17 protein-coding genes and 1 pseudogene are annotated in these 17,082 nt (G+C 62.8%); 11 read left to right on the top strand and 7 right to left on the bottom strand.

Features of this window, described 5'->3' with window-relative positions:
- Positions 1-5 precede the first annotated feature (5 nt).
- From trpB to BN1188_RS05860, 3 genes are all read left to right on the top strand, one after another.
- Positions 6-1,223 (top strand): tryptophan synthase subunit beta, encoded by a 1,218-nt coding sequence (trpB, locus tag BN1188_RS05870; RefSeq protein WP_040260449.1) that lies wholly within the window; start codon positions 6-8, stop codon positions 1,221-1,223.
- Positions 1,220-2,035: a tryptophan synthase subunit alpha gene (gene trpA, locus BN1188_RS05865; RefSeq protein WP_040260448.1), complete on the top strand. Its 816-nt coding sequence runs from the start codon at positions 1,220-1,222 to the stop codon at positions 2,033-2,035. The genes trpB and trpA overlap by 4 nt, the downstream gene beginning before the upstream one ends.
- Positions 2,036-2,134: 99 nt before the next feature.
- Positions 2,135-2,596: an anti-virulence regulator CigR family protein gene (locus BN1188_RS05860; RefSeq protein ID WP_040260447.1), complete on the top strand. Its 462-nt coding sequence runs from the start codon at positions 2,135-2,137 to the stop codon at positions 2,594-2,596.
- Positions 2,597-2,602: 6 nt separating this feature from the next.
- Here the strand turns inward: BN1188_RS05860 and BN1188_RS05855 are convergent, their stop codons facing one another.
- Entirely contained in the window at positions 2,603-3,094 is a 492-nt protein-coding gene (locus BN1188_RS05855; RefSeq protein ID WP_052469166.1) for a hypothetical protein, read from the bottom strand.
- A complete protein-coding gene (locus BN1188_RS05850) occupies positions 3,091-3,999 on the bottom strand; it encodes a choline sulfate utilization transcriptional regulator (RefSeq protein WP_040260445.1) in 909 nt (302 codons plus the stop codon). Before BN1188_RS05850 ends, BN1188_RS05855 begins: the two co-directional genes overlap by 4 nt.
- A gap of 97 nt (positions 4,000-4,096) precedes the next feature.
- Here BN1188_RS05850 and betC point away from each other — a divergent pair, with 97 nt between their 5' ends.
- Positions 4,097-5,653 carry a choline-sulfatase gene (gene betC / locus BN1188_RS05845; RefSeq protein ID WP_040260443.1) on the top strand — a complete coding sequence of 519 codons (1,557 nt, stop codon included), beginning with the start codon at positions 4,097-4,099 and terminating at the stop codon, positions 5,651-5,653.
- A complete protein-coding gene (gene choX / locus BN1188_RS05840) occupies positions 5,650-6,570 on the top strand; it encodes a choline ABC transporter substrate-binding protein (RefSeq protein ID WP_040260441.1) in 921 nt (306 codons plus the stop codon). Before betC ends, choX begins: the two co-directional genes overlap by 4 nt.
- A gap of 89 nt (positions 6,571-6,659) precedes the next feature.
- On the opposite strand, the gene aroE is transcribed toward choX, so the two are convergent.
- Both aroE and hemF read right to left on the bottom strand, forming a co-directional pair.
- Positions 6,660-7,469 (bottom strand): shikimate dehydrogenase, encoded by an 810-nt coding sequence (gene aroE / locus BN1188_RS05835; RefSeq protein ID WP_040260440.1) that lies wholly within the window; start codon positions 7,467-7,469, stop codon positions 6,660-6,662.
- 8 nt (positions 7,470-7,477) lie between these two features.
- Positions 7,478-8,413, bottom strand: a complete 936-nt coding sequence (gene hemF / locus BN1188_RS05830) for an oxygen-dependent coproporphyrinogen oxidase (protein ID WP_040260439.1) — start codon at positions 8,411-8,413, stop codon at positions 7,478-7,480.
- Between the two features lie 155 nt (positions 8,414-8,568).
- On the opposite strand from hemF, the gene BN1188_RS05825 reads away from it, so the two are divergent.
- Entirely contained in the window at positions 8,569-9,543 is a 975-nt protein-coding gene (locus BN1188_RS05825; protein WP_040260438.1) for an NADPH:quinone reductase, read from the top strand.
- Positions 9,544-9,583: 40 nt separating this feature from the next.
- Here BN1188_RS05825 and BN1188_RS05820 read toward each other — a convergent pair whose 3' ends face one another.
- The 3 genes from BN1188_RS05820 to BN1188_RS05810 all read right to left on the bottom strand — a co-directional run bounded on the left by BN1188_RS05820 (position 9,584) and on the right by BN1188_RS05810 (position 12,400).
- Positions 9,584-10,138 (bottom strand): L-threonylcarbamoyladenylate synthase type 1 TsaC, encoded by a 555-nt coding sequence (locus tag BN1188_RS05820; RefSeq protein WP_040260437.1) that lies wholly within the window; start codon positions 10,136-10,138, stop codon positions 9,584-9,586.
- A 35-nt stretch (positions 10,139-10,173) separates the two neighbouring features.
- Complete coding sequence (gene dprA / locus BN1188_RS05815; RefSeq protein ID WP_040260436.1) at positions 10,174-11,286, bottom strand: DNA-processing protein DprA; 1,113 nt, start codon at positions 11,284-11,286, stop codon at positions 10,174-10,176.
- 88 nt (positions 11,287-11,374) lie between these two features.
- Positions 11,375-12,400: a LysM peptidoglycan-binding domain-containing protein gene (locus BN1188_RS05810; RefSeq protein WP_040260435.1), complete on the bottom strand. Its 1,026-nt coding sequence runs from the start codon at positions 12,398-12,400 to the stop codon at positions 11,375-11,377.
- A gap of 154 nt (positions 12,401-12,554) precedes the next feature.
- Here BN1188_RS05810 and def point away from each other — a divergent pair, with 154 nt between their 5' ends.
- The 5 genes and pseudogenes from def (at position 12,555) to BN1188_RS05785 (ending at position 17,082) form a co-directional block, all read left to right on the top strand.
- Positions 12,555-13,061: a peptide deformylase gene (def, locus tag BN1188_RS05805; RefSeq protein ID WP_040260434.1), complete on the top strand. Its 507-nt coding sequence runs from the start codon at positions 12,555-12,557 to the stop codon at positions 13,059-13,061.
- Between the two features lie 73 nt (positions 13,062-13,134).
- Positions 13,135-14,067, top strand: coding sequence for a methionyl-tRNA formyltransferase (gene fmt / locus BN1188_RS05800; protein WP_040260572.1), 933 nt, complete (start codon positions 13,135-13,137; stop codon positions 14,065-14,067).
- Positions 14,064-15,377 carry a 16S rRNA (cytosine(967)-C(5))-methyltransferase RsmB gene (gene rsmB / locus BN1188_RS05795; RefSeq protein WP_040260433.1) on the top strand — a complete coding sequence of 438 codons (1,314 nt, stop codon included), beginning with the start codon at positions 14,064-14,066 and terminating at the stop codon, positions 15,375-15,377. Before fmt ends, rsmB begins: the two co-directional genes overlap by 4 nt.
- Positions 15,378-15,388: 11 nt before the next feature.
- Positions 15,389-16,762 carry a Trk system potassium transporter TrkA gene (gene trkA / locus BN1188_RS05790; RefSeq protein WP_040260431.1) on the top strand — a complete coding sequence of 458 codons (1,374 nt, stop codon included), beginning with the start codon at positions 15,389-15,391 and terminating at the stop codon, positions 16,760-16,762.
- 8 nt (positions 16,763-16,770) lie between these two features.
- A pseudogene (locus BN1188_RS05785) lies at positions 16,771-17,082 on the top strand (tetratricopeptide repeat protein).

The following is a 17,082-nucleotide window of genomic DNA, read 5'->3' as shown; positions in this document are numbered from 1 at the left end:
CTCCCATGACCGCTCAAACCCTGCGCAACGGCCCCGACGCCAACGGCTTGTTCGGCGCCTTCGGCGGCCGCTACGTCGCTGAAACCCTGATGCCCCTCGTGCTGGACCTGGCTCGTGAATACGAGGCCGCCAAGCAGGACCCGACGTTTCTCGAACAGCTGGCGTATTTCCAGCGCGACTACATTGGCCGGCCCAACCCACTGTATTACGCCGAGCGGCTGACCGAGCACTGCGGCGGCGCCAAGATCTACTTCAAGCGCGAAGAGCTCAACCATACCGGCGCCCACAAGGTGAACAACTGCATAGGCCAGGTGCTGCTGGCCAAGCGCATGGGCAAGAAGCGCCTGATTGCCGAAACCGGCGCGGGCATGCATGGCGTGGCCACTGCCACCGTGGCGGCGCGCTTCGGCTTGCCTTGCGTGATCTACATGGGTGCCACCGATATCGAGCGGCAGCAGGCTAACGTATTCCGCATGCGCCTGCTCGGTGCCCAGATCGTTCCGGTGACCGCCGGCACCGGTACCTTGAAGGACGCGATGAACGAGGCTCTGCGCGACTGGGTCACCAATGTGGAAGACACCTTCTACCTCATCGGAACAGTCGCCGGCCCGCATCCGTACCCGGCGATGGTGCGTGACTTCCAGTCCATCATCGGCAAGGAAACCCGCGAGCAGCTGCAGGAGAAGGAAGGCCGTCTGCCAGACAGCCTGATCGCCTGCGTGGGTGGCGGTTCCAACGCCATGGGGCTGTTCCACCCATTTCTGGACGACGCCAGTGTCGAAATCATCGGTGTCGAGGCCGGGGGGCATGGCGTCGATACCGACAAGCACGCCGCCAGCCTCAATGGCGGCGTACCGGGCGTGCTCCACGGCAACCGCACCTATCTGCTTCAAGACACCGATGGCCAGATCACGGACGCGCACTCCATCTCGGCGGGGCTGGACTACCCTGGCATCGGGCCGGAGCATGCCTGGTTGCACGAGATCAAGCGGGTGCAGTACGTCAGCATCACCGATGACGAAGCCCTGGCAGCCTTCCATCTCACCTGCCGAACCGAAGGCATCATTCCGGCCCTGGAGACCGCTCACGCCCTGGCCGAAGCCATTCGCCGCGCGCCCACCTTGCCCAGGGACCACTTGATGGTGGTATGCCTCTCCGGTCGGGGTGACAAAGACATGCAAACTGTAATGAACCACATGGCCGCCCAGGAGGCCCAGGCATGAGCCGTCTCGAACAACGCTTCGCCCAGGTCAAGGCCGAAGGCCGCGCCGCCCTGGTGACCTTCGTAACCGCCGGTGACCCGGGCTACGACGCTTCCTTGCAGATTCTCAAGGGCCTGCCCGCCGCCGGTGCCGATGTGATCGAGCTGGGCATGCCGTTCACCGATCCCATGGCGGACGGCGTCGCTATCCAGCTGGCGACCCTGCGCGCCCTGGCCGCTGGCCAGACCCTGCTCAAAACCCTGGACATGGTCCGCGCATTCCGGGAAACGGACACCACCACGCCGCTGGTGCTGATGGGTTACTACAATCCGATCCACCGCTTCGGCGTCGAGGCTTTCGTGGCCCAGGCGCGGGAAGCTGGTGTGGATGGCTTGATCATCGTCGACCTGCCGCCGGAGCACGACGCTGAACTGGCAACCCCGGCCCAGTCGGCCGGAATCGACTTCATCCGCCTGACCACCCCTACCACGGATGACAGCCGCTTGCCACGCGTACTCGAGCGTAGCTCCGGGTTCGTCTACTACGTATCCGTAGCCGGAGTAACTGGCGCCGGCTCAGCTACCAGTGACCAGGTCAGCGCCGCCATTGCACGCCTGCGCAGGCATACTTCGCTGCCAATAAGCGTGGGCTTCGGCATTCGCACGCCCGAGCAGGCTGCTGCCATCGCCCGGTTGGCCGACGGCGTGGTCGTGGGTTCGGCACTAGTGGACAAGATCGCCCAGGCGCCTAGCCCAGCCCAGGCAGTCGATGACGTACTCAGCCTGTGCGGGGCGTTGGCCGAGGGCGTACGCAGTGCTCGAACCCCAAGGTAAAGTTCCTGATACAGAGGAATTGCCTACGGTTTTGACAGACTAATCGGCAAGAACAAGGGAGCGATGTTCGCTCCCTTTTTTGTCGTAGAGGATCCCCCCATGCATGCTCCCCGTTCGCTCATCGCCGCCGCACTAGGCGCTTTCATCGCCTTGGGCTTGCCCCTGGCCGAGGCCGCTCCCGGCCCGGACGACCAGCACGGGGGCCCGCAGCAGCATGGCCAGGGCAACGGCCACGGCAATGCCCATGGTCAGAATGGCCAACCGGGCCAGGCCGGAAAGCAGGCCAAGGGTGGTCGCCCGCCACAAGACTTTGGCCCGGTGCGCGATAGCATCCGTGAGCACCGCACCGACTTTGGCCGCGGCACCCCCTTGCCACCCGGTATCCAGATTGCCAAGGGCCGACCTCTGCCGCCGGGTTATGGCCACCGTCTCGATCGCGCCGCGCTGGCTCATCTACCGCACTACGATGGCTACGAATGGCGCCGGCTGGGCACAGACGTGGTGCTGATCGCCGTCGGTACGGGCATCGTCTATGAGATTCTCAACGGCGTGCTGAATTGAGCCACTTCAGGCTGGCATGATTGGACGGTCCAGTCCCGGTTGCCATAGGCCGACAAAGCGGGGCGGCGTAACCCCCATCGCCCGTCCTAGGTAGCTGAAGATGGAGTTGCTGTTGGCCCATTTCCCTCGCCATCCCAGGCCGCAGCGGGGGTAGTCCAGATCCAGCCGGTTGATCTGAGCCACCATCGCCACGGCCCGGTTCCAGCGCTCAAGGATGTCGCTGGCATTACCTTGCACCACCGCGATCCTGGGCTGGGCGGGCCTGCACAGGGTCCAGGCCTGGCCAGGCTGGAAATGCCAGGCTTGCAGCCCATGCCAGCGAGCATACCCGATAGGCACCGGGCGTCCGTTGCGTCGGTCAGTGGCCAGGCCATGCAATTCCCCGTGCCAGGTACCGTCCGGCCCTCGCAAGACCCAGAAATTATGACTGCACCAACGGACGAGCCGAAAAGCCCGCGCTTCGATTGTCCAGTCACCGGCCTTGGCTTCAGGGTTCATGCCAGGCGCTCCGCCAACAGCCAATCGACGAAGTGATCGATCATGCGCCCGCGTCGTTTGCGTTGGGGTAGCCATAAGGAATAACCCAATTCCGAGCGCACGCTTTCGGCGACTGGCCGGCAGAGCAAGCCCTGGGCGATAAGATCGTCCACCAGGTGGCGCCAACCGATGGCTACCCCTTGGCCACCAATGGCGGCCTGGATGAGCAAGGTGTAGTTATCGAAGCGCAATTGACCGGCCATGGGGGTTACCGCAATGCCTACGGCCCGGAACAGTCGCTCCCAATCGAACCAGCGATTGGCCTGGTTGCTGCGCAGATGCAGCAAGGGTAGCCGGGGCAGGGCGGGCAAAGGCAAGGGCAGCGCGATTTCCTTGAGCAGGCTGGGGCTGCAAACCGGAAACACCTCTTCGTTGAACAACCAATGGCTTTGTCCATGGCCGGGAAAGCGGCCGTCACCGAACTGGATAGCGATGTCCGTATCGCTGCGTAGCATGCCGTGCATGCGCTCGCCCGTGACGATACTCACGTCGACTTGGGGGTGGGCCTGGTGAAAGCGGTGCAGCCGTGGCATCAACCAGTACGCCGCGAAGGCGAAGTCAGTGGCTACCTGCAAGACCTCCCGCTGTCCCCGGCTGGTCGCCTCCAGCAACCCTTGCTCCAGGCTACCCAGGCCATCGCTGACATGCTGAAACAAGCATTCACCAGCTTCGGTCAGGGTGATACCGCGGTATACCCGATCGAACAGGCGCAGTTGCAGTTGCTCTTCCAAACGCTTGATTTGCTGGCTGATGGCTGGCTGCGTGGTGCCTAGCTCCATGGCCGCCGCGGTGAAACTGCGCTGGCGAGCGGCTGATTCGAAGGTGCGCAACGTATCCAGCGATAAGGTACCCAGGCGATCAAACATAAGGCTTACTTATCCTAGTCATTAGGCCCAACGGGATTTACGGCCCCACGAGACGAAGCCCATCCTGAACCAAAACAAGTTGGCATAAGGAGCCTCTATGGAACGCCGGACTTCGACGAAGCGCAAGAACATCCTGTTCATCATGGCCGATCAGATGGCCGCTCCGCTGATGCCGTTCCATGGACCCTCCGTGCTCAAGCTGCCTCATCTGACGCGATTGGCGAAGGAGGCGGTAGTATTCGACTCCGCCTACTGCAACAGCCCGCTATGCGCGCCCTCACGCTTCACATTGGTCAGCGGTCAGTTGCCCAGCCGTATCGGCGCCTATGACAACGCAGCGGAGTTTCCCGCGGATACGCCTACCTACGCTCATTACTTGCGCCGCCTGGGCTACCACACTGCATTGAGTGGAAAGATGCACTTTTGTGGTCCGGACCAACTTCATGGCTATGAAGAGCGGCTCACCAGTGACATCTACCCGGCCGATTATGGGTGGGCAGTGAACTGGGATGAACCGGATACCCGGCCAAGCTGGTACCACAACATGTCGTCGGTGCTGCAAGCTGGCCCTTGTGTGCGTACCAACCAGCTGGATTTCGACGAGGAAGTGGTCTTCCGGGCGCGGCAGTACCTTTATGACCATGTTCGCAAGGCAGACGGCCGGCCCTTCTGCCTCACGGTGTCCATGACTCACCCGCACGACCCCTATGCGATTCCCCAGGCTTACTGGAATCGGTACGCCGATACGGAGATTCCGCTGCCCCGAAACCTTGTTCCCCAGGAGGCGCAAGACCCCCATTCGCAACGGCTGCTCAAGGTTTATGACCTCTGGGGCAAGCCCTTGCCCGAACATAAGGTCCGCGACGCACGGCGCGCTTACTTCGGCGCCTGTAGTTACATCGACGATCAGGTAGGCGAGCTGGTGACCGTGCTGGAAGCGACAGGTTTGCTTGACGACACCGTGATCGTGTTCAGCGGCGACCATGGCGACATGCTGGGCGAGCGCGGCCTCTGGTACAAGATGCATTGGTTCGAGATGGCCGCCCGGGTGCCATTGTTCATCTGGGCGCCTGGGCAATTTCCAGCAGCCCGGGTTGACGCCAGCATCTCCACGGTCGACCTGTTGCCGACCTTGGTGGAACTGGCCGGAGGGCAAGCCGAGCCAGGGCTTCCCTTGGACGGACGCTCGCTGATGCCCCATCTGCGCGGCGAGCAGGGCCACGACGAGGTGTATGGCGAATACATGGCCGAAGGCACCACCAGCCCGCTGATGATGATTCGGCGGGGCGATTACAAATTCATCTACAGTGAAGCCGACCCTTGCCTGCTCTATCACCTAGTCAACGACCCGGCTGAACGGGAGAACCTGGCGGGCTCGCCCGACTATGCCCAGGTATTCGACACCTTTCTCGACGAAGCGCGGGCCAGATGGGACATTCCACAGATCCACCGCCAGGTTCTGGCGAGCCAGCGTCGCCGCCGGTTCGTCGCCCAGGCCTTGGCCTTGGGTACGCTGAAGAGCTGGGATCACCAGCCTCTGGTAGATGCCAGTCAGCAATACATGCGCAACCACATCGACCTGGACGATCTGGAGCGCAAGGCGCGTTTTCCGCAACCCTGCCACTCAAACGAAAACGAAGGGGGAAGACCATGAAGTCCTTGACCACGATGATCCTGCTCGCCAGCCTGACCGGGGCGAGTCTCTCGGTCCAAGCCGCCGACGCCTGCAGCCCGGTACGGATGGCGGACCCGGGTTGGAGCGACATCGCTGCCACCAATGCCCTGGCCGGCCTAGTACTCGAAACCATGGGCTATTCCGCCAAAGTCGACTCACTGGCGGTACCGATCATCTATGGCGGTTTGCGGGACGGCCAGGTAGACGTATTCCTGGGCAATTGGATGCCGGCACAGAAGGGGTTCGATGACCAGTTCATCGCTACGGGCAAAGTGACCCGCCTGGCGAAGAACCTCGAAGGCACCGAGTTCACTCTCGCGGTACCGGACTATGTCTATGCTGCGGGCGTACATGACTTCAAGGACCTGAATCGCTTCGCCGAAAAATTCGATCGCAAAGTCTACGGCATCGGCTCGGGCGCGCCGGCCAACCAGTCCATCCAGGACATGATCAAGAAGAACGACTTCGACCTGGGGCAATGGAAGCTGGTGGAGTCCAGCGAACAAGCCATGCTCGCGGAAGTAGACAGGGCAGTGAAGAAACAGCGCTTCATCACTTTCCTGGGGTGGACGCCTCATCCTATGAACGTAAAGCTCAAGATGCATTACCTCACCGGGGGTGAGGCGTATTTCGGCGACAGCGGTTCGGTCTATACGGTGACGCGCAACGGCTACGCTCAAGCCTGCCCGGAAGTTGCCCGTTTCCTTAGTCAGATGCGATTCACCCTGGACATGGAAAACGCCGTGATGGCCGAGGTGGTCGACAAGAAGATCAGCAATGGCGAAGCGGCCAGGGCCTGGCTCAAAGCCCACCCCGAGGTGCTCGAGGCATGGCTCAAAGGTGTCAAGACCGCAGACGGCAAGGAAGCCCTGCCCGTCGTTACGAAGGGGTTATAGCGCCAGCGAAGCTGGCGAACAGGCCATTGGATGCGGGCTGGAATCGTCGCTCTTGGAAACAGAAGCCGCACATGACGGCTTCGCGGCCCCTACAAACCGCGCAGCGCGGCGAGGACCGGAGCAGTAGCGACCTCGACGCCTCGCCAATACCGGAAGGCCACCGCGGCCTGTTCCACCAGCATGCCCAGCCCATCGATGGTCCTGGACGCGCCCTGGGCCTGAGCCCAAGCGTTGAAAGGTGTCTGGCCGGCGCTGTACATCATGTCGTAGCACACTGTACGACCGGCCGCGATCACTGATGCAGGCAGCGGCGGAACCTCTCCGGCCAGGCTTGCGGCAGTGGCATTGATGATCAGGTCCATTGGGCCTTCCAAGTGCTCGAGGGAAAGCGCATCGACCGGCCCGAGTTCAGCGAATGCTTGCGCCAGGACTTGAGCCTTTTCCGGGGTGCGGTTGGCGACGGCCAGCTGCGCGGGGCGCTGTTCCAGCAGAGGCTCGATCACGCCGCGGGCGGCTCCGCCCGCGCCAAGCAGCAGAATGCGTGCGCCTTTCAGGTCTACGCCATTGTTCAGCAAGTCGCTGACCAGCCCCTCGCCGTCGGTGTTGTCTCCGCGCAGGCGCCCATCGTCCAGGCGGCTAAGCATGTTGACCGCCCCGGCTCGCTCGGCGCGAGGCGTCAGAACGTCGCACAGTTGCCAGGCTTGCTCCTTGAAAGGCACGGTGACGTTCGCGCCCAGACCCTCGACGAAGAAAGCCCGGGCCGCATCGGCGAAACCGTCCAGCGGAGCGAGCAACGGGCTGTACTCCATGCGTTGCCCAGTCTGTTCGGCGAACCACCTGTGGATGGCCGGCGACTTGCTGTGGCCGATGGGATTGCCGAACACTACGTACTTGTCCATGAAAGCCCTCAGGGTTGTAGGTCGGTGACCCGGTCTGTACCCAGCCAGTCACGGTCTTGCAGGAAATAGTCGGTCAGGCGCGCTTCTTCGCTGCCCGGCTCCGGCTTCCAGTCATAGCCCCAACGAACCCGAGGCGGCAGCGACATCAGGATGGACTCGGTACGCCCACCTGATTGCAGCCCAAACAGCGTGCCACGGTCATAGACTAGGTTGAATTCCACGTAGCGACCCCGACGGTATTCCTGGAATGCCTTCTGTGCTTCGGTCCAGGGCATGTCGCGACGACGCCTGACGATAGGCAGCCAGGCCTCCAGGTAAGCATCGCCGACCGCACGCATGAAGGCGAAGCTGGTGTCGAAGTCCCAGCTGTTGAGGTCGTCGAAGAACAACCCGCCGATACCGCGAGGCTCATTGCGATGCTTGAGATGGAAATAGCGGTCGCACCAGGCCTTGTAACGCGGATACACATCCGGCCCGAAAGGCGCGCAAGCGCGCTCGGCCACCTGGTGCCAATGGACACAGTCTTCTTCATAAGCATAGTAAGGCGTCAGGTCGAAGCCTCCCCCGAACCACCACACCGGCTCTTGCCCTTCTTGCTCGGCGATGAAGAAACGCACGTTGGCATGAGACGTGGGCACATGGGGGTTGTGCGGGTGCATCACCAGGGAAACGCCAAGGGCCTCGAAGCTGCGGCCCGCCAGCTCGGGACGGTGGGCACTGGCCGAAGGCGGCAGGCTAGTGCCATGGACATGGGAGAAATTCACTCCACCTTTTTCCAGCACCGCGCCATTGTCGATGACCCGGGTACGGCCACCGCCCCCTGCCGGCCGCGTCCAGGCTTCCTCAAGGAAACGAGCACCGCCATCTTCGTCTTCCAACGCCTTGCAGATGCGATCTTGCAGCTCGAGCAGATAGGCCTTCACGGCCTCGGTGCGACTGTTCATCGGTTACCTCATGGACGAAACACGCCAAGGGCCGAGTCGACGGCCCGGCCAAATCGGCGCGTAGCATAGCATTGCTTGTCGCCTGGACAGTTGACGCCGGTCTATGGAAAGGCGTCCGATAGGCCAATCAACCTGACAGAGCGAGGAGATACCCGATGGCAAGGCGGATTCAGTTTTCCAGCAACGGCGGTCCTGAAGTGCTCGAACTGGTGGAGTTCAAGCCCAGCGAGCCCGGCCCTCTCGAAATTAGAGTACGTAACCATGCCATTGGCTTGAACTACATCGATACCTATTATCGTAGCGGCCTGTATCCAGCGCCGGGCTTCCCTTCCGGGCTGGGCACCGAGGCCGCGGGCGTCATCGAGGCTGTTGGCAGCGAGGTCACCAGCCTGTCGGTCGGTGATCGGGTAGCCTATGCCGGAGGGCCATTGGGCGCTTATAGCGACGTGCATGTGCTGCCAGCCAGTGTCGTGGTCAAGTTGCCTGAAGCCATCAGCTTCGAGCAGGCCGCCGCGATGATGCTCAAGGGCCTGACTGTCCAGTACCTGCTGCGCCAGACCTACCGGCTGCAAAGCGGGGAAACCATCCTGTTCCACGCTGGCGCCGGTGGCGTGGGGCTGCTGGCCTGCCAATGGGCTTCTGCTCTCGGCGCCAGGGTCATCGCTACCGTAGGTTCCGCGGAAAAAGCGGAGAAAGCGAAAGCCGCAGGGGCCTGGGAAGTGATCGACTACAGCCGCGAGGACGTAGCCAAGCGCGTGCTTGAATTGACCAATGGCCAGAAATGCCCGGTTGTTTACGACGGGGTAGGCAAGGACACTTGGGAAACTTCGCTGGACTGCGTCGCCCCACGCGGGCTCCTCGTCAGCTTCGGCAACGCGTCAGGCGCGGTAACCGGAGTGAACCTGGGGGTGCTTGCCAGTAAGGGCTCGCTATACGTCACTCGGCCGACATTGGGTACCTATGCGGTACCAGGCGCCCTCCAAGGCATGGCCGACGAACTCTTCGAGATGGTGACCAGCGGCAAGGTCAAGGTGGAAGTCCACCAACGCTATCGTCTTGACGAGGCGGCCCAGGCTCATCGGGATCTTTCCGGTCGCAAGACCACCGGCTCCACCGTATTGCTTCCTTGAGCCCTGGGGTGCCACCTCCGGGGCGGCACCCGCCGTTGGGTCAAGGGCGCACGACTTCGCCCGTGCGCAGATCGCGGATCACGCTGGGGTTCTTGCGCCCGCCAAGTGCCCCACCGAGCACCACGTCCACCTCGCCGCGGAAGTATTGCTCTACGCGCAGGCGACTACGCGCTGGGGGTCGCCCTTGCGGATTGGCGGAAGTGGACACCAACGGCCCTACCAGCGCGCAAAGTTCGCGTACCAGCGGATGGTCGCTTACGCGCACCGCCACGCTGTCGTGCTTGCCCGTGATCCAGGCGGGAAGAAGATCGCGATGCGGTACCAGCCAGGTGTTGGGCCCTGGCCAGGTACTGGCCATCTGGTCCATCCAGGCCTGGGGGAAGTCTTCGAAGAGAAAATCGAACTGGCGGATGTTGTCCGCGATCAGAATCACACCCTTGGCCACCGACCGGCCCTTGATCGCCAGCAGGCGATAGACCGCGTCCTCGTTCCACGGGTCGCACCCCAGGCCCCACACTGCCTCGGTTGGGTAGGCAATCACCGCGCCGGCACGTATTTCCCGGGCGGCTTGTTGCACACGCCAACTGCTTTCCATTTGCCATCCTCCAGCGATCGATGCGGGGAGTGTAACTAGGCGCAGCGGGCAAACCAACGCCCGGCTTCACAAACGGCATTGCCCGCCAGTTCGTGCTCGGTCAGCGCGGCCAGCACCTTGGGCAATGGCCACCCCAGGCTCGCGGCCAGTTGCTCGGCATTCTGCGGGGCAGCCTGGAGCTGACGAAGCAGGGCGTCACTTCGAACGTTGACTGACGGCTGGCTGGGGAGAGCTGGCAGCGGGCCGTGCCAACCGCGCAAGCCTTCCAGAATGTCATGAACCGACTCCACCAGCTGGGCGCCCTCGCGGATCAGCTGGTGACAGCCCTTGACGCCAGGATGGTGAATCGAACCAGGAATGGCGAATACTTCACGCCCTTGTTCCGCTGCCAGCCGTGCGGTAATCAATGACCCGCTGGCCAAATTGGCCTCGACCACCAGCACGCCCAGCGAAAGCCCGCTGATGATACGGTTGCGCCGAGGAAAGTGTTCACGGGCAGGCGGCGTGCCCAGCGCAAACTCGGATACCAGTGCGCCACCTTGCTCCGCGATGCGCCTGGCCAAGCCGAGATGCCGCTGTGGATAAATATGTTCCAGCCCGCTACCGAGCACGGCGATGGTGCCGCCGCCGATATCCAGCGCGGCTTGGTGCGCGGCGCCATCGATGCCCAGTGCCAGGCCCGAGGTCACCACGAACCCGGCCTGCGCCAGGGTAGTGGAAAAGGCACGGGCGGTATCCAGGCCGGGGCGTGACGCGCGCCTGCTGCCGATGACGGCCAGCTGAGGGCTTTCAAGCAATCCCGGGTTCCCCGCTACGAAGAGCAAGGGTGGCGGGTTGGAGATTTCCTGCAATAGGGCAGGGTAAGCCGGGCTATCGAACGCCACCAGATGATGGCCGGGCGTTTCGAGCCAACGTAGCCCAGCAAGCGCGCCGTCGCGAACCTCAGGGCTGCGGCGCGCCTCGGCGGTAGCCTGGGGCAAGCCCAGGGAGCGCCAGGCAGACGCTGGCGCGCTCAGGGCCGCGCTGGCCGAACCGAAGGCATCTATCAATGCACGGAATTGGATAGCGCCCACCTTGGGCAACTGGTGAAGGCGCAGTCGCGCTTCAAGCTCTGCCGGTGGCGTGAGCCTGGAGGAGAACAATGGCATGCGATCATCCTTGATCTAAGCCTCCACGGGATGCATATCCTGTGGATAACTGTGTTGGTAACTTCTGGCCAGGCAACCTCTGGCGTGCTTAAGGGTTGCGAACCTTATCCTGTACCGCCAAGGAACGGGTGGCACTCAGGACCAGACCATAGCTCAGTTTCTGATACGTGCGAAATACCATCAACAGCCCGGCGCGTTCGTCCGGCACCTTGACCTGTTCCCCGGTGATCCGGTCTCGCACAGTTTCACCCGTCTTGTAGATGGCAAGCACATTGCCTTCTTCCAGGCCGTCCCGTTGGCCTTTGTTCAGGGTGACCACATCGTACTTGCCGATCTGAGTGACTCCACGGGGGACGTCGATGATATGGCCTTCCACCGGACCGTTCGGTGGGCTCGGCAGGAACAGTGAGTTGATCGAGTGTTCTTCGCTGGTGAACAGGCGATCGCCCAGGCGAACCTCGGCGGTGGAACGCTGCAGGCCGAGGGTGGCGATATCGCCTTCCACCGCGATTACTTCGCCGCTACCGATATTGTCGGCGTTGATGCCCAGTACTTCCTGGGTTTCGGGGTCGGTATACACCTTGCCCTGGCGGAATATGCCATACCCCGTATGGGCAGGTTCGAACTGGCCTCGCGCGTAGATCCGATCCCCCATGCCGCTAAGTACCCGCTCCTGATTCCCCGCTACGATGTAAGGGGCGGTTTCGAAAGCGGCGGCATCATCGACGATTCGGTTGCTGATCAGGAAGGCACTGATCGCGCCCAGCGGGATACTGGGAATGGCTTCGGCCACTGGCGTAGCCCGGATATGAGGCGAGAGCTTGAGGGTACCTCGGGAGGCACCCCGCTCGAGCGACACCTGGGGTTGCCCATTGACCATGCTCAGCACGAGCGAGTCCCCTGGGTAGATGAGATTCGGGTTGGTGACCTGCGGATTGCCATGCCAGATGCGCGGCCACTGCCAGGGCTCGTTGAGGAATCTCCCGGCGATGTCCCACAGGGTGTCGCCTTGCACCACGGTATAGCGCTCGGGATGACCGTCGCGCAACAGGCTTTGGCCGTGGGCCAGGGCCGAGCCGACCAGCAGTACCAGGGCGAGTAATGATTTCCTCATGCCGTGAATCCCTTTATCATGTACGCATTCGTCAAACCCCGCCGCGGCATCGTCCGAGCCTTGCCGGCCGTGGGGCTTTCCATGAGCAGCGGCTGCTCGACAAGCGCTCGGCGCCCTTCCACTGACTTTACCTTACAGTGCAGCACTAAAGCATATGGCTATTTTAAACATCCTCGAATTTCCGGACCCGCGCCTGCGTACCATCGCCAAGCCGGTCACGGTGGTGGACGACGAGCTGCGCACGCTGATCGACGACATGTTTGAAACCATGTACGAAGCGCCCGGCATCGGACTGGCAGCCACCCAGGTGAACGTGCACAAGCGAGTCGTGGTCATGGACCTGAGCGAAGACCGTAGCGAACCTCGGGTATTCATCAATCCCGAGTTCGAGTCGCTGACTGACGAGATGGACCAATACCAGGAAGGTTGCTTGTCCGTTCCCGGCTTCTACGAAAACGTCGACCGGCCGCAGAAGGTCAAGGTCAAGGCGCTGGACCGCGATGGCAAGCCTTTCGAACTGATCGCCGAGGGCCTGCTGGCGGTATGCATCCAGCATGAGTGCGATCACCTCAACGGCAAGCTGTTCGTCGACTACCTGTCTTCGCTCAAGCGCGACCGGATCAAGAAAAAGCTCGAGAAGCAGCACCGCCAACAGGCGTGATCGGCCGCGGGTTCGTATGGACCCAGCCCAAGGGCTTGCTTCGGCAAGCCCTTTCCATTTCAAAGGGAGCATCATGCGCCTAGTCTTTGCCGGTACGCCGGAATTCGCGGCTGAACACCTGAAGGCCCTGCTCGGCGGCGAGCATGAGGTGGTCGCCGTCTATACCCAACCTGACCGTCCCGCCGGTCGTGGCCAGAAATTGATGCCCAGCCCGGTCAAGGCGCTGGCTGTGGCCCACGGCATCCCGGTATACCAGCCGGTGACCTTGCGCGACCCCGACGCCCAGGCTGAGCTGGCCGCGCTGGCGCCCGACCTGATGGTCGTGGTGGCCTATGGCTTGATCCTGCCTCAGGTAGTACTGGACATTCCACGCCTGGGTTGCATCAACAGCCATGCCTCCCTGCTGCCGCGCTGGCGGGGCGCGGCACCTATCCAGCGCGCCATAGAAGCCGGTGATGCCGAGAGCGGGGTAACGGTGATGCAGATGGAGGCAGGGCTTGATACCGGCCCCATGCTGCTCAAGGTCACTACGCCCATCAGCCCCGACGATACCGGCGGCAGCCTTCACGACCGCCTCGCCCGGCTGGGGCCACCCGCCGTCGTCGAGGCCATCGCGCAGCTGGCGGCGGGCACACTCGCTGGCGAGCGCCAGGATGATGCATTGGCGACCTACGCCCACAAGCTGCACAAGGATGAGGCTCGCCTGGACTGGACACGTCCCGCCCCTGAGCTGGCTCGCCAGGTACGGGCGTTCTTCCCTTGGCCGGTCAGCCACAGCCTGTTGCGCGGCGAATCGTTGAAAGTCCTGGCCGTTCATGAGGCAAACGGGGCCGGCACCCCTGGCCAGATCATCGCCGTCGGCAAGGACGGACTGACCGTGGCCTGTGGCGAAGGCGCGCTCTGCCTGACTCGCCTTCAGTTGCCCGGCGGCAAGCCGCTGGCCTTCACTGACTTGTACAACAGCCGTCGTGAGGTCTTCACGGTTGGCTCGGTACTGGGCCAATGACCCCGCGCCTCGCCGCGGCCCGGGCGCTGGCCGCCGTGCTCAATGGCAAGGCCTCGCTCAACGGCGCCCTTCCTCCTCAGCTGGAGCGGGTAGACCCACGGGATCGTGGCCTGGCCCAAGAGCTTGCCTTCGGTACCGCCCGTTGGGAGCCTCGCTTGGCGCTGCTGGCCGAGCAACTGTTGCAAAAGCCGTTCAAGGCAGCGGACGCAGACCTCTATGCGCTGCTGCTAACCGGCCTCTATCAGTTGTTCTACACCCGCATTCCCGCCCATGCGGCCATCGCGGAAACGGTGGACGGCGCCACGGCCTTGAAGAAAACCTGGGCCAAGGGTTTGCTCAATGCCGTACTGCGCCGCGCTCAACGGGAAGGGGATGCGCTGCTGACAAGCCTGGAACGCGACCCGGTAGCGCGCACGGCCCATCCACGCTGGTTGCAGAAAACCCTGAAGGCTGCCTGGCCTGATAAATGGGAAGCGATCTGCGCGGCCAACAACGAACATCCGCCCATGACCCTCAGGATCAATGCCCGGCACGCGGACCGGGCCGCTTACCTGAAGCAACTCGAAGCCAGTGGGGTAGCCGCCAGCGCCTGCCATTTCAGCGAGGACGGCATCACCCTGGCCAGCGCTACCGATGTCACTGGTTTGCCGGGCTTCGCCGAGGGCTGGGTAAGTGTCCAGGACGAAGCCGCGCAACTGGCGGCGGGCCTGATGGATCTCAAGCCAGGGCAACGCGTGCTCGATGCCTGCTGTGCCCCAGGTGGTAAAACCTGCCACTTGCTCGAGCGCATGCCCGGGCTCGGCCATGTGCTTGGCATCGACCTAGAGGCCAAGCGGCTGGCGCGGGTCGAGGAGAATCTTGCCCGCCTGGGCCTGGCCGCCGAGCTCAAGGCCGCCGATGGGCGCGACCTTGCCGCCTGGTGGGACGGCAAACCCTTCCAGCGTATCCTGCTCGACGCACCTTGCTCTGCCACGGGAGTTATCCGTCGCCATCCAGATATCAAGCTGACCCGACAGGCCGATGATATTCCTGCCCTCGCCGCGCTACAGGGTGAGTTGCTGGATGCGCTCTGGCGCACCCTGGAGGTCGGGGGCGTATTGCTCTACGCCACCTGTTCGGTGCTGCCGCCGGAAAACGCCGACACCATCGCGGCCTTCCTGCAACGTACCCCTGGGGCTCGGGAGCTGGACCTGGCCCTGGAGGCGGGCGAGCGCCAGGCTCATGGGCGACAGTTGTTCCCGCAAACCGCCGGGCACGATGGCTTCTATTACGCCAAACTCATGAAAATTGCCGCCACGGGCGGCCGCTGAGCGAACTGACCGTGAAAATCATCATTCTCGGGGCCGGCCAAGTGGGTGGTACCCTGGCCGAGCACCTGGCGGGCGAGGCCAATGACATCACCGTTGTCGACACGGACGGTGAACGGCTGCGCAGCCTGGGCGACCGCCTCGACATCCGCACCGTACAGGGCAAGGCGTCCTTCCCGAGCGTACTGCGCCAGGCTGGCGCGGACGACGCCGACATGCTGGTGGCTGTGACCAACAGCGATGAAACCAACATGGTCGCCTGCCAGGTGGCCTACACTCTGTTCCATACCCCGCGGCGCATCGCCCGGGTACGCGAGGCGGCTTACCTGGCCCAGGCTGGCCTGTTCGCCAACGAGGCGATTCCGGTGGATGTGCTGATCAGCCCCGAGCAAGTGGTCACTCATCACATCAAGCGTCTGATCGAACACCCCGGCGCGCTCCAGGTAATCGACTTCGCCGCGGGTAAGGCCCAGCTAGTGGCGGTACGTGCCTACTATGGCGGCCCGCTGGTAGGGCAGCAGCTTCGCCAGATCCGTCATCACATGCCCAATGTGGAAACCCGGGTGGCGGCCATCTTCCGCAAGGACCGTCCCATCATGCCCCGCGGCGACACGGTGATCGAAGCCGATGACGAAGTCTTCTTCATTGCCGCCCGCGCAGACATTCGGGCAGTGATGGGCGAACTGCGTCGGCTGGATGAAAGCAACAAGCGGGTAGTGATCGCTGGTGGAGGCCATATCGGCGAACGGCTGGCCGAAGCGATCGAAAGCCGCTATCAGGTCAAGATCATCGAAATGAACCCGGCCCGCTGTCGTTACTTGTCCGATACCCTGGACAGCACGGTAGTACTCCAGGGCAGCGCGTCGGACCGGGACCTGATGGTGGAAGAAAGTATCGCCGACGCGGATATCTTCGTGGCCCTGACCAACGACGACGAGGCCAATATCATGTCGTCGCTGCTGGCCAAGCGCCTGGGGGCGCGCAAGGTGATGACCCTGATCAACAACGCCGCCTATGTCGACCTGGTGCAAGGCGGGGAGATCGATATCGCCATCAATCCGCAACTTGCCACCATTGGCAGCCTACTCACCCATGTGAGACGCGGTGACATCGTGAGCGTGCACTCCCTGCGTCGCGGAGCGGCCGAAGCTATCGAAGCCATTGCCCATGGCGACGCGCGCTCAAGCAAGGTGGTAGGCCGCGCCTTGTCGGCGATCAACATGCCGCCCGGCACGTCCATCGGGGCCATCATCCGCGACCAGGAAGTCATCATCGCTCGCGCAGACACGATGATTGAGAGCGGAGACCATGTGATCCTTTTCGTTGTGGATAAAAAGTACATCCGGGACGTGGAAAAACTATTTCACGTAGGCTTGACGTTCTTCTAGGAGAAGCCATGATCGAGTCACTGGAAAAGATGCTCGCCAAGGGTGTGGATAACCCATTGCTGCGCTTCGGCCTTGGTAAGGGTTATCTCGATGGCGGTGATTGTGCACAGGCCACCGAGCACTTGCGCCAGTGCGTAGCGTAGGACCCTGGCTATTCGGCGGCCTGGAAACTGCTCGGCAAGGCATACCAGGCGCAGCAGGATATCGCCGCGGCACGTCAGGCCTGGGAGCAAGGCCTGACGGCCGCTCGCGCCAAGGGCGACAAGCAGGCGGAAAAGGAAATGACCGTATTCCTACGTAAGCTCGACCGCGGCGCCTGA

The organism is Pseudomonas massiliensis (genome assembly GCF_000826105.1).
GTDB classification, from domain to species: Bacteria; Pseudomonadota; Gammaproteobacteria; order Pseudomonadales; family Pseudomonadaceae; genus Aquipseudomonas; species Aquipseudomonas massiliensis.
The sequence above is the reverse complement of the archived record's forward strand: the minus strand, read 5'-3'. Positions and strand labels throughout refer to the sequence as shown.

Bases quoted from the DNA above. Each gene is read 5' to 3' on its own strand.
- trpB (WP_040260449.1), top strand. From the start codon at position 6: ATGACCGCTCAAACCCTGCGCAACGGCCCCGACGCCAACGGCTTGTTC.
- trpA (WP_040260448.1), top strand. From the start codon at position 1,220: ATGAGCCGTCTCGAACAACGCTTCGCCCAGGTCAAGGCCGAAGGCCGC.
- BN1188_RS05860 (WP_040260447.1), top strand. From the start codon at position 2,135: ATGCATGCTCCCCGTTCGCTCATCGCCGCCGCACTAGGCGCTTTCATC.
- BN1188_RS05855 (WP_052469166.1), bottom strand. From the start codon at position 3,094: ATGAACCCTGAAGCCAAGGCCGGTGACTGGACAATCGAAGCGCGGGCT.
- BN1188_RS05850 (WP_040260445.1), bottom strand. From the start codon at position 3,999: ATGTTTGATCGCCTGGGTACCTTATCGCTGGATACGTTGCGCACCTTC.
- betC (WP_040260443.1), top strand. From the start codon at position 4,097: ATGGAACGCCGGACTTCGACGAAGCGCAAGAACATCCTGTTCATCATG.
- choX (WP_040260441.1), top strand. From the start codon at position 5,650: ATGAAGTCCTTGACCACGATGATCCTGCTCGCCAGCCTGACCGGGGCG.
- aroE (WP_040260440.1), bottom strand. From the start codon at position 7,469: ATGGACAAGTACGTAGTGTTCGGCAATCCCATCGGCCACAGCAAGTCG.
- hemF (WP_040260439.1), bottom strand. From the start codon at position 8,413: ATGAACAGTCGCACCGAGGCCGTGAAGGCCTATCTGCTCGAGCTGCAA.
- BN1188_RS05825 (WP_040260438.1), top strand. From the start codon at position 8,569: ATGGCAAGGCGGATTCAGTTTTCCAGCAACGGCGGTCCTGAAGTGCTC.
- BN1188_RS05820 (WP_040260437.1), bottom strand. From the start codon at position 10,138: ATGGAAAGCAGTTGGCGTGTGCAACAAGCCGCCCGGGAAATACGTGCC.
- dprA (WP_040260436.1), bottom strand. From the start codon at position 11,286: ATGCCATTGTTCTCCTCCAGGCTCACGCCACCGGCAGAGCTTGAAGCG.
- BN1188_RS05810 (WP_040260435.1), bottom strand. From the start codon at position 12,400: ATGAGGAAATCATTACTCGCCCTGGTACTGCTGGTCGGCTCGGCCCTG.
- def (WP_040260434.1), top strand. From the start codon at position 12,555: ATGGCTATTTTAAACATCCTCGAATTTCCGGACCCGCGCCTGCGTACC.
- fmt (WP_040260572.1), top strand. From the start codon at position 13,135: ATGCGCCTAGTCTTTGCCGGTACGCCGGAATTCGCGGCTGAACACCTG.
- rsmB (WP_040260433.1), top strand. From the start codon at position 14,064: ATGACCCCGCGCCTCGCCGCGGCCCGGGCGCTGGCCGCCGTGCTCAAT.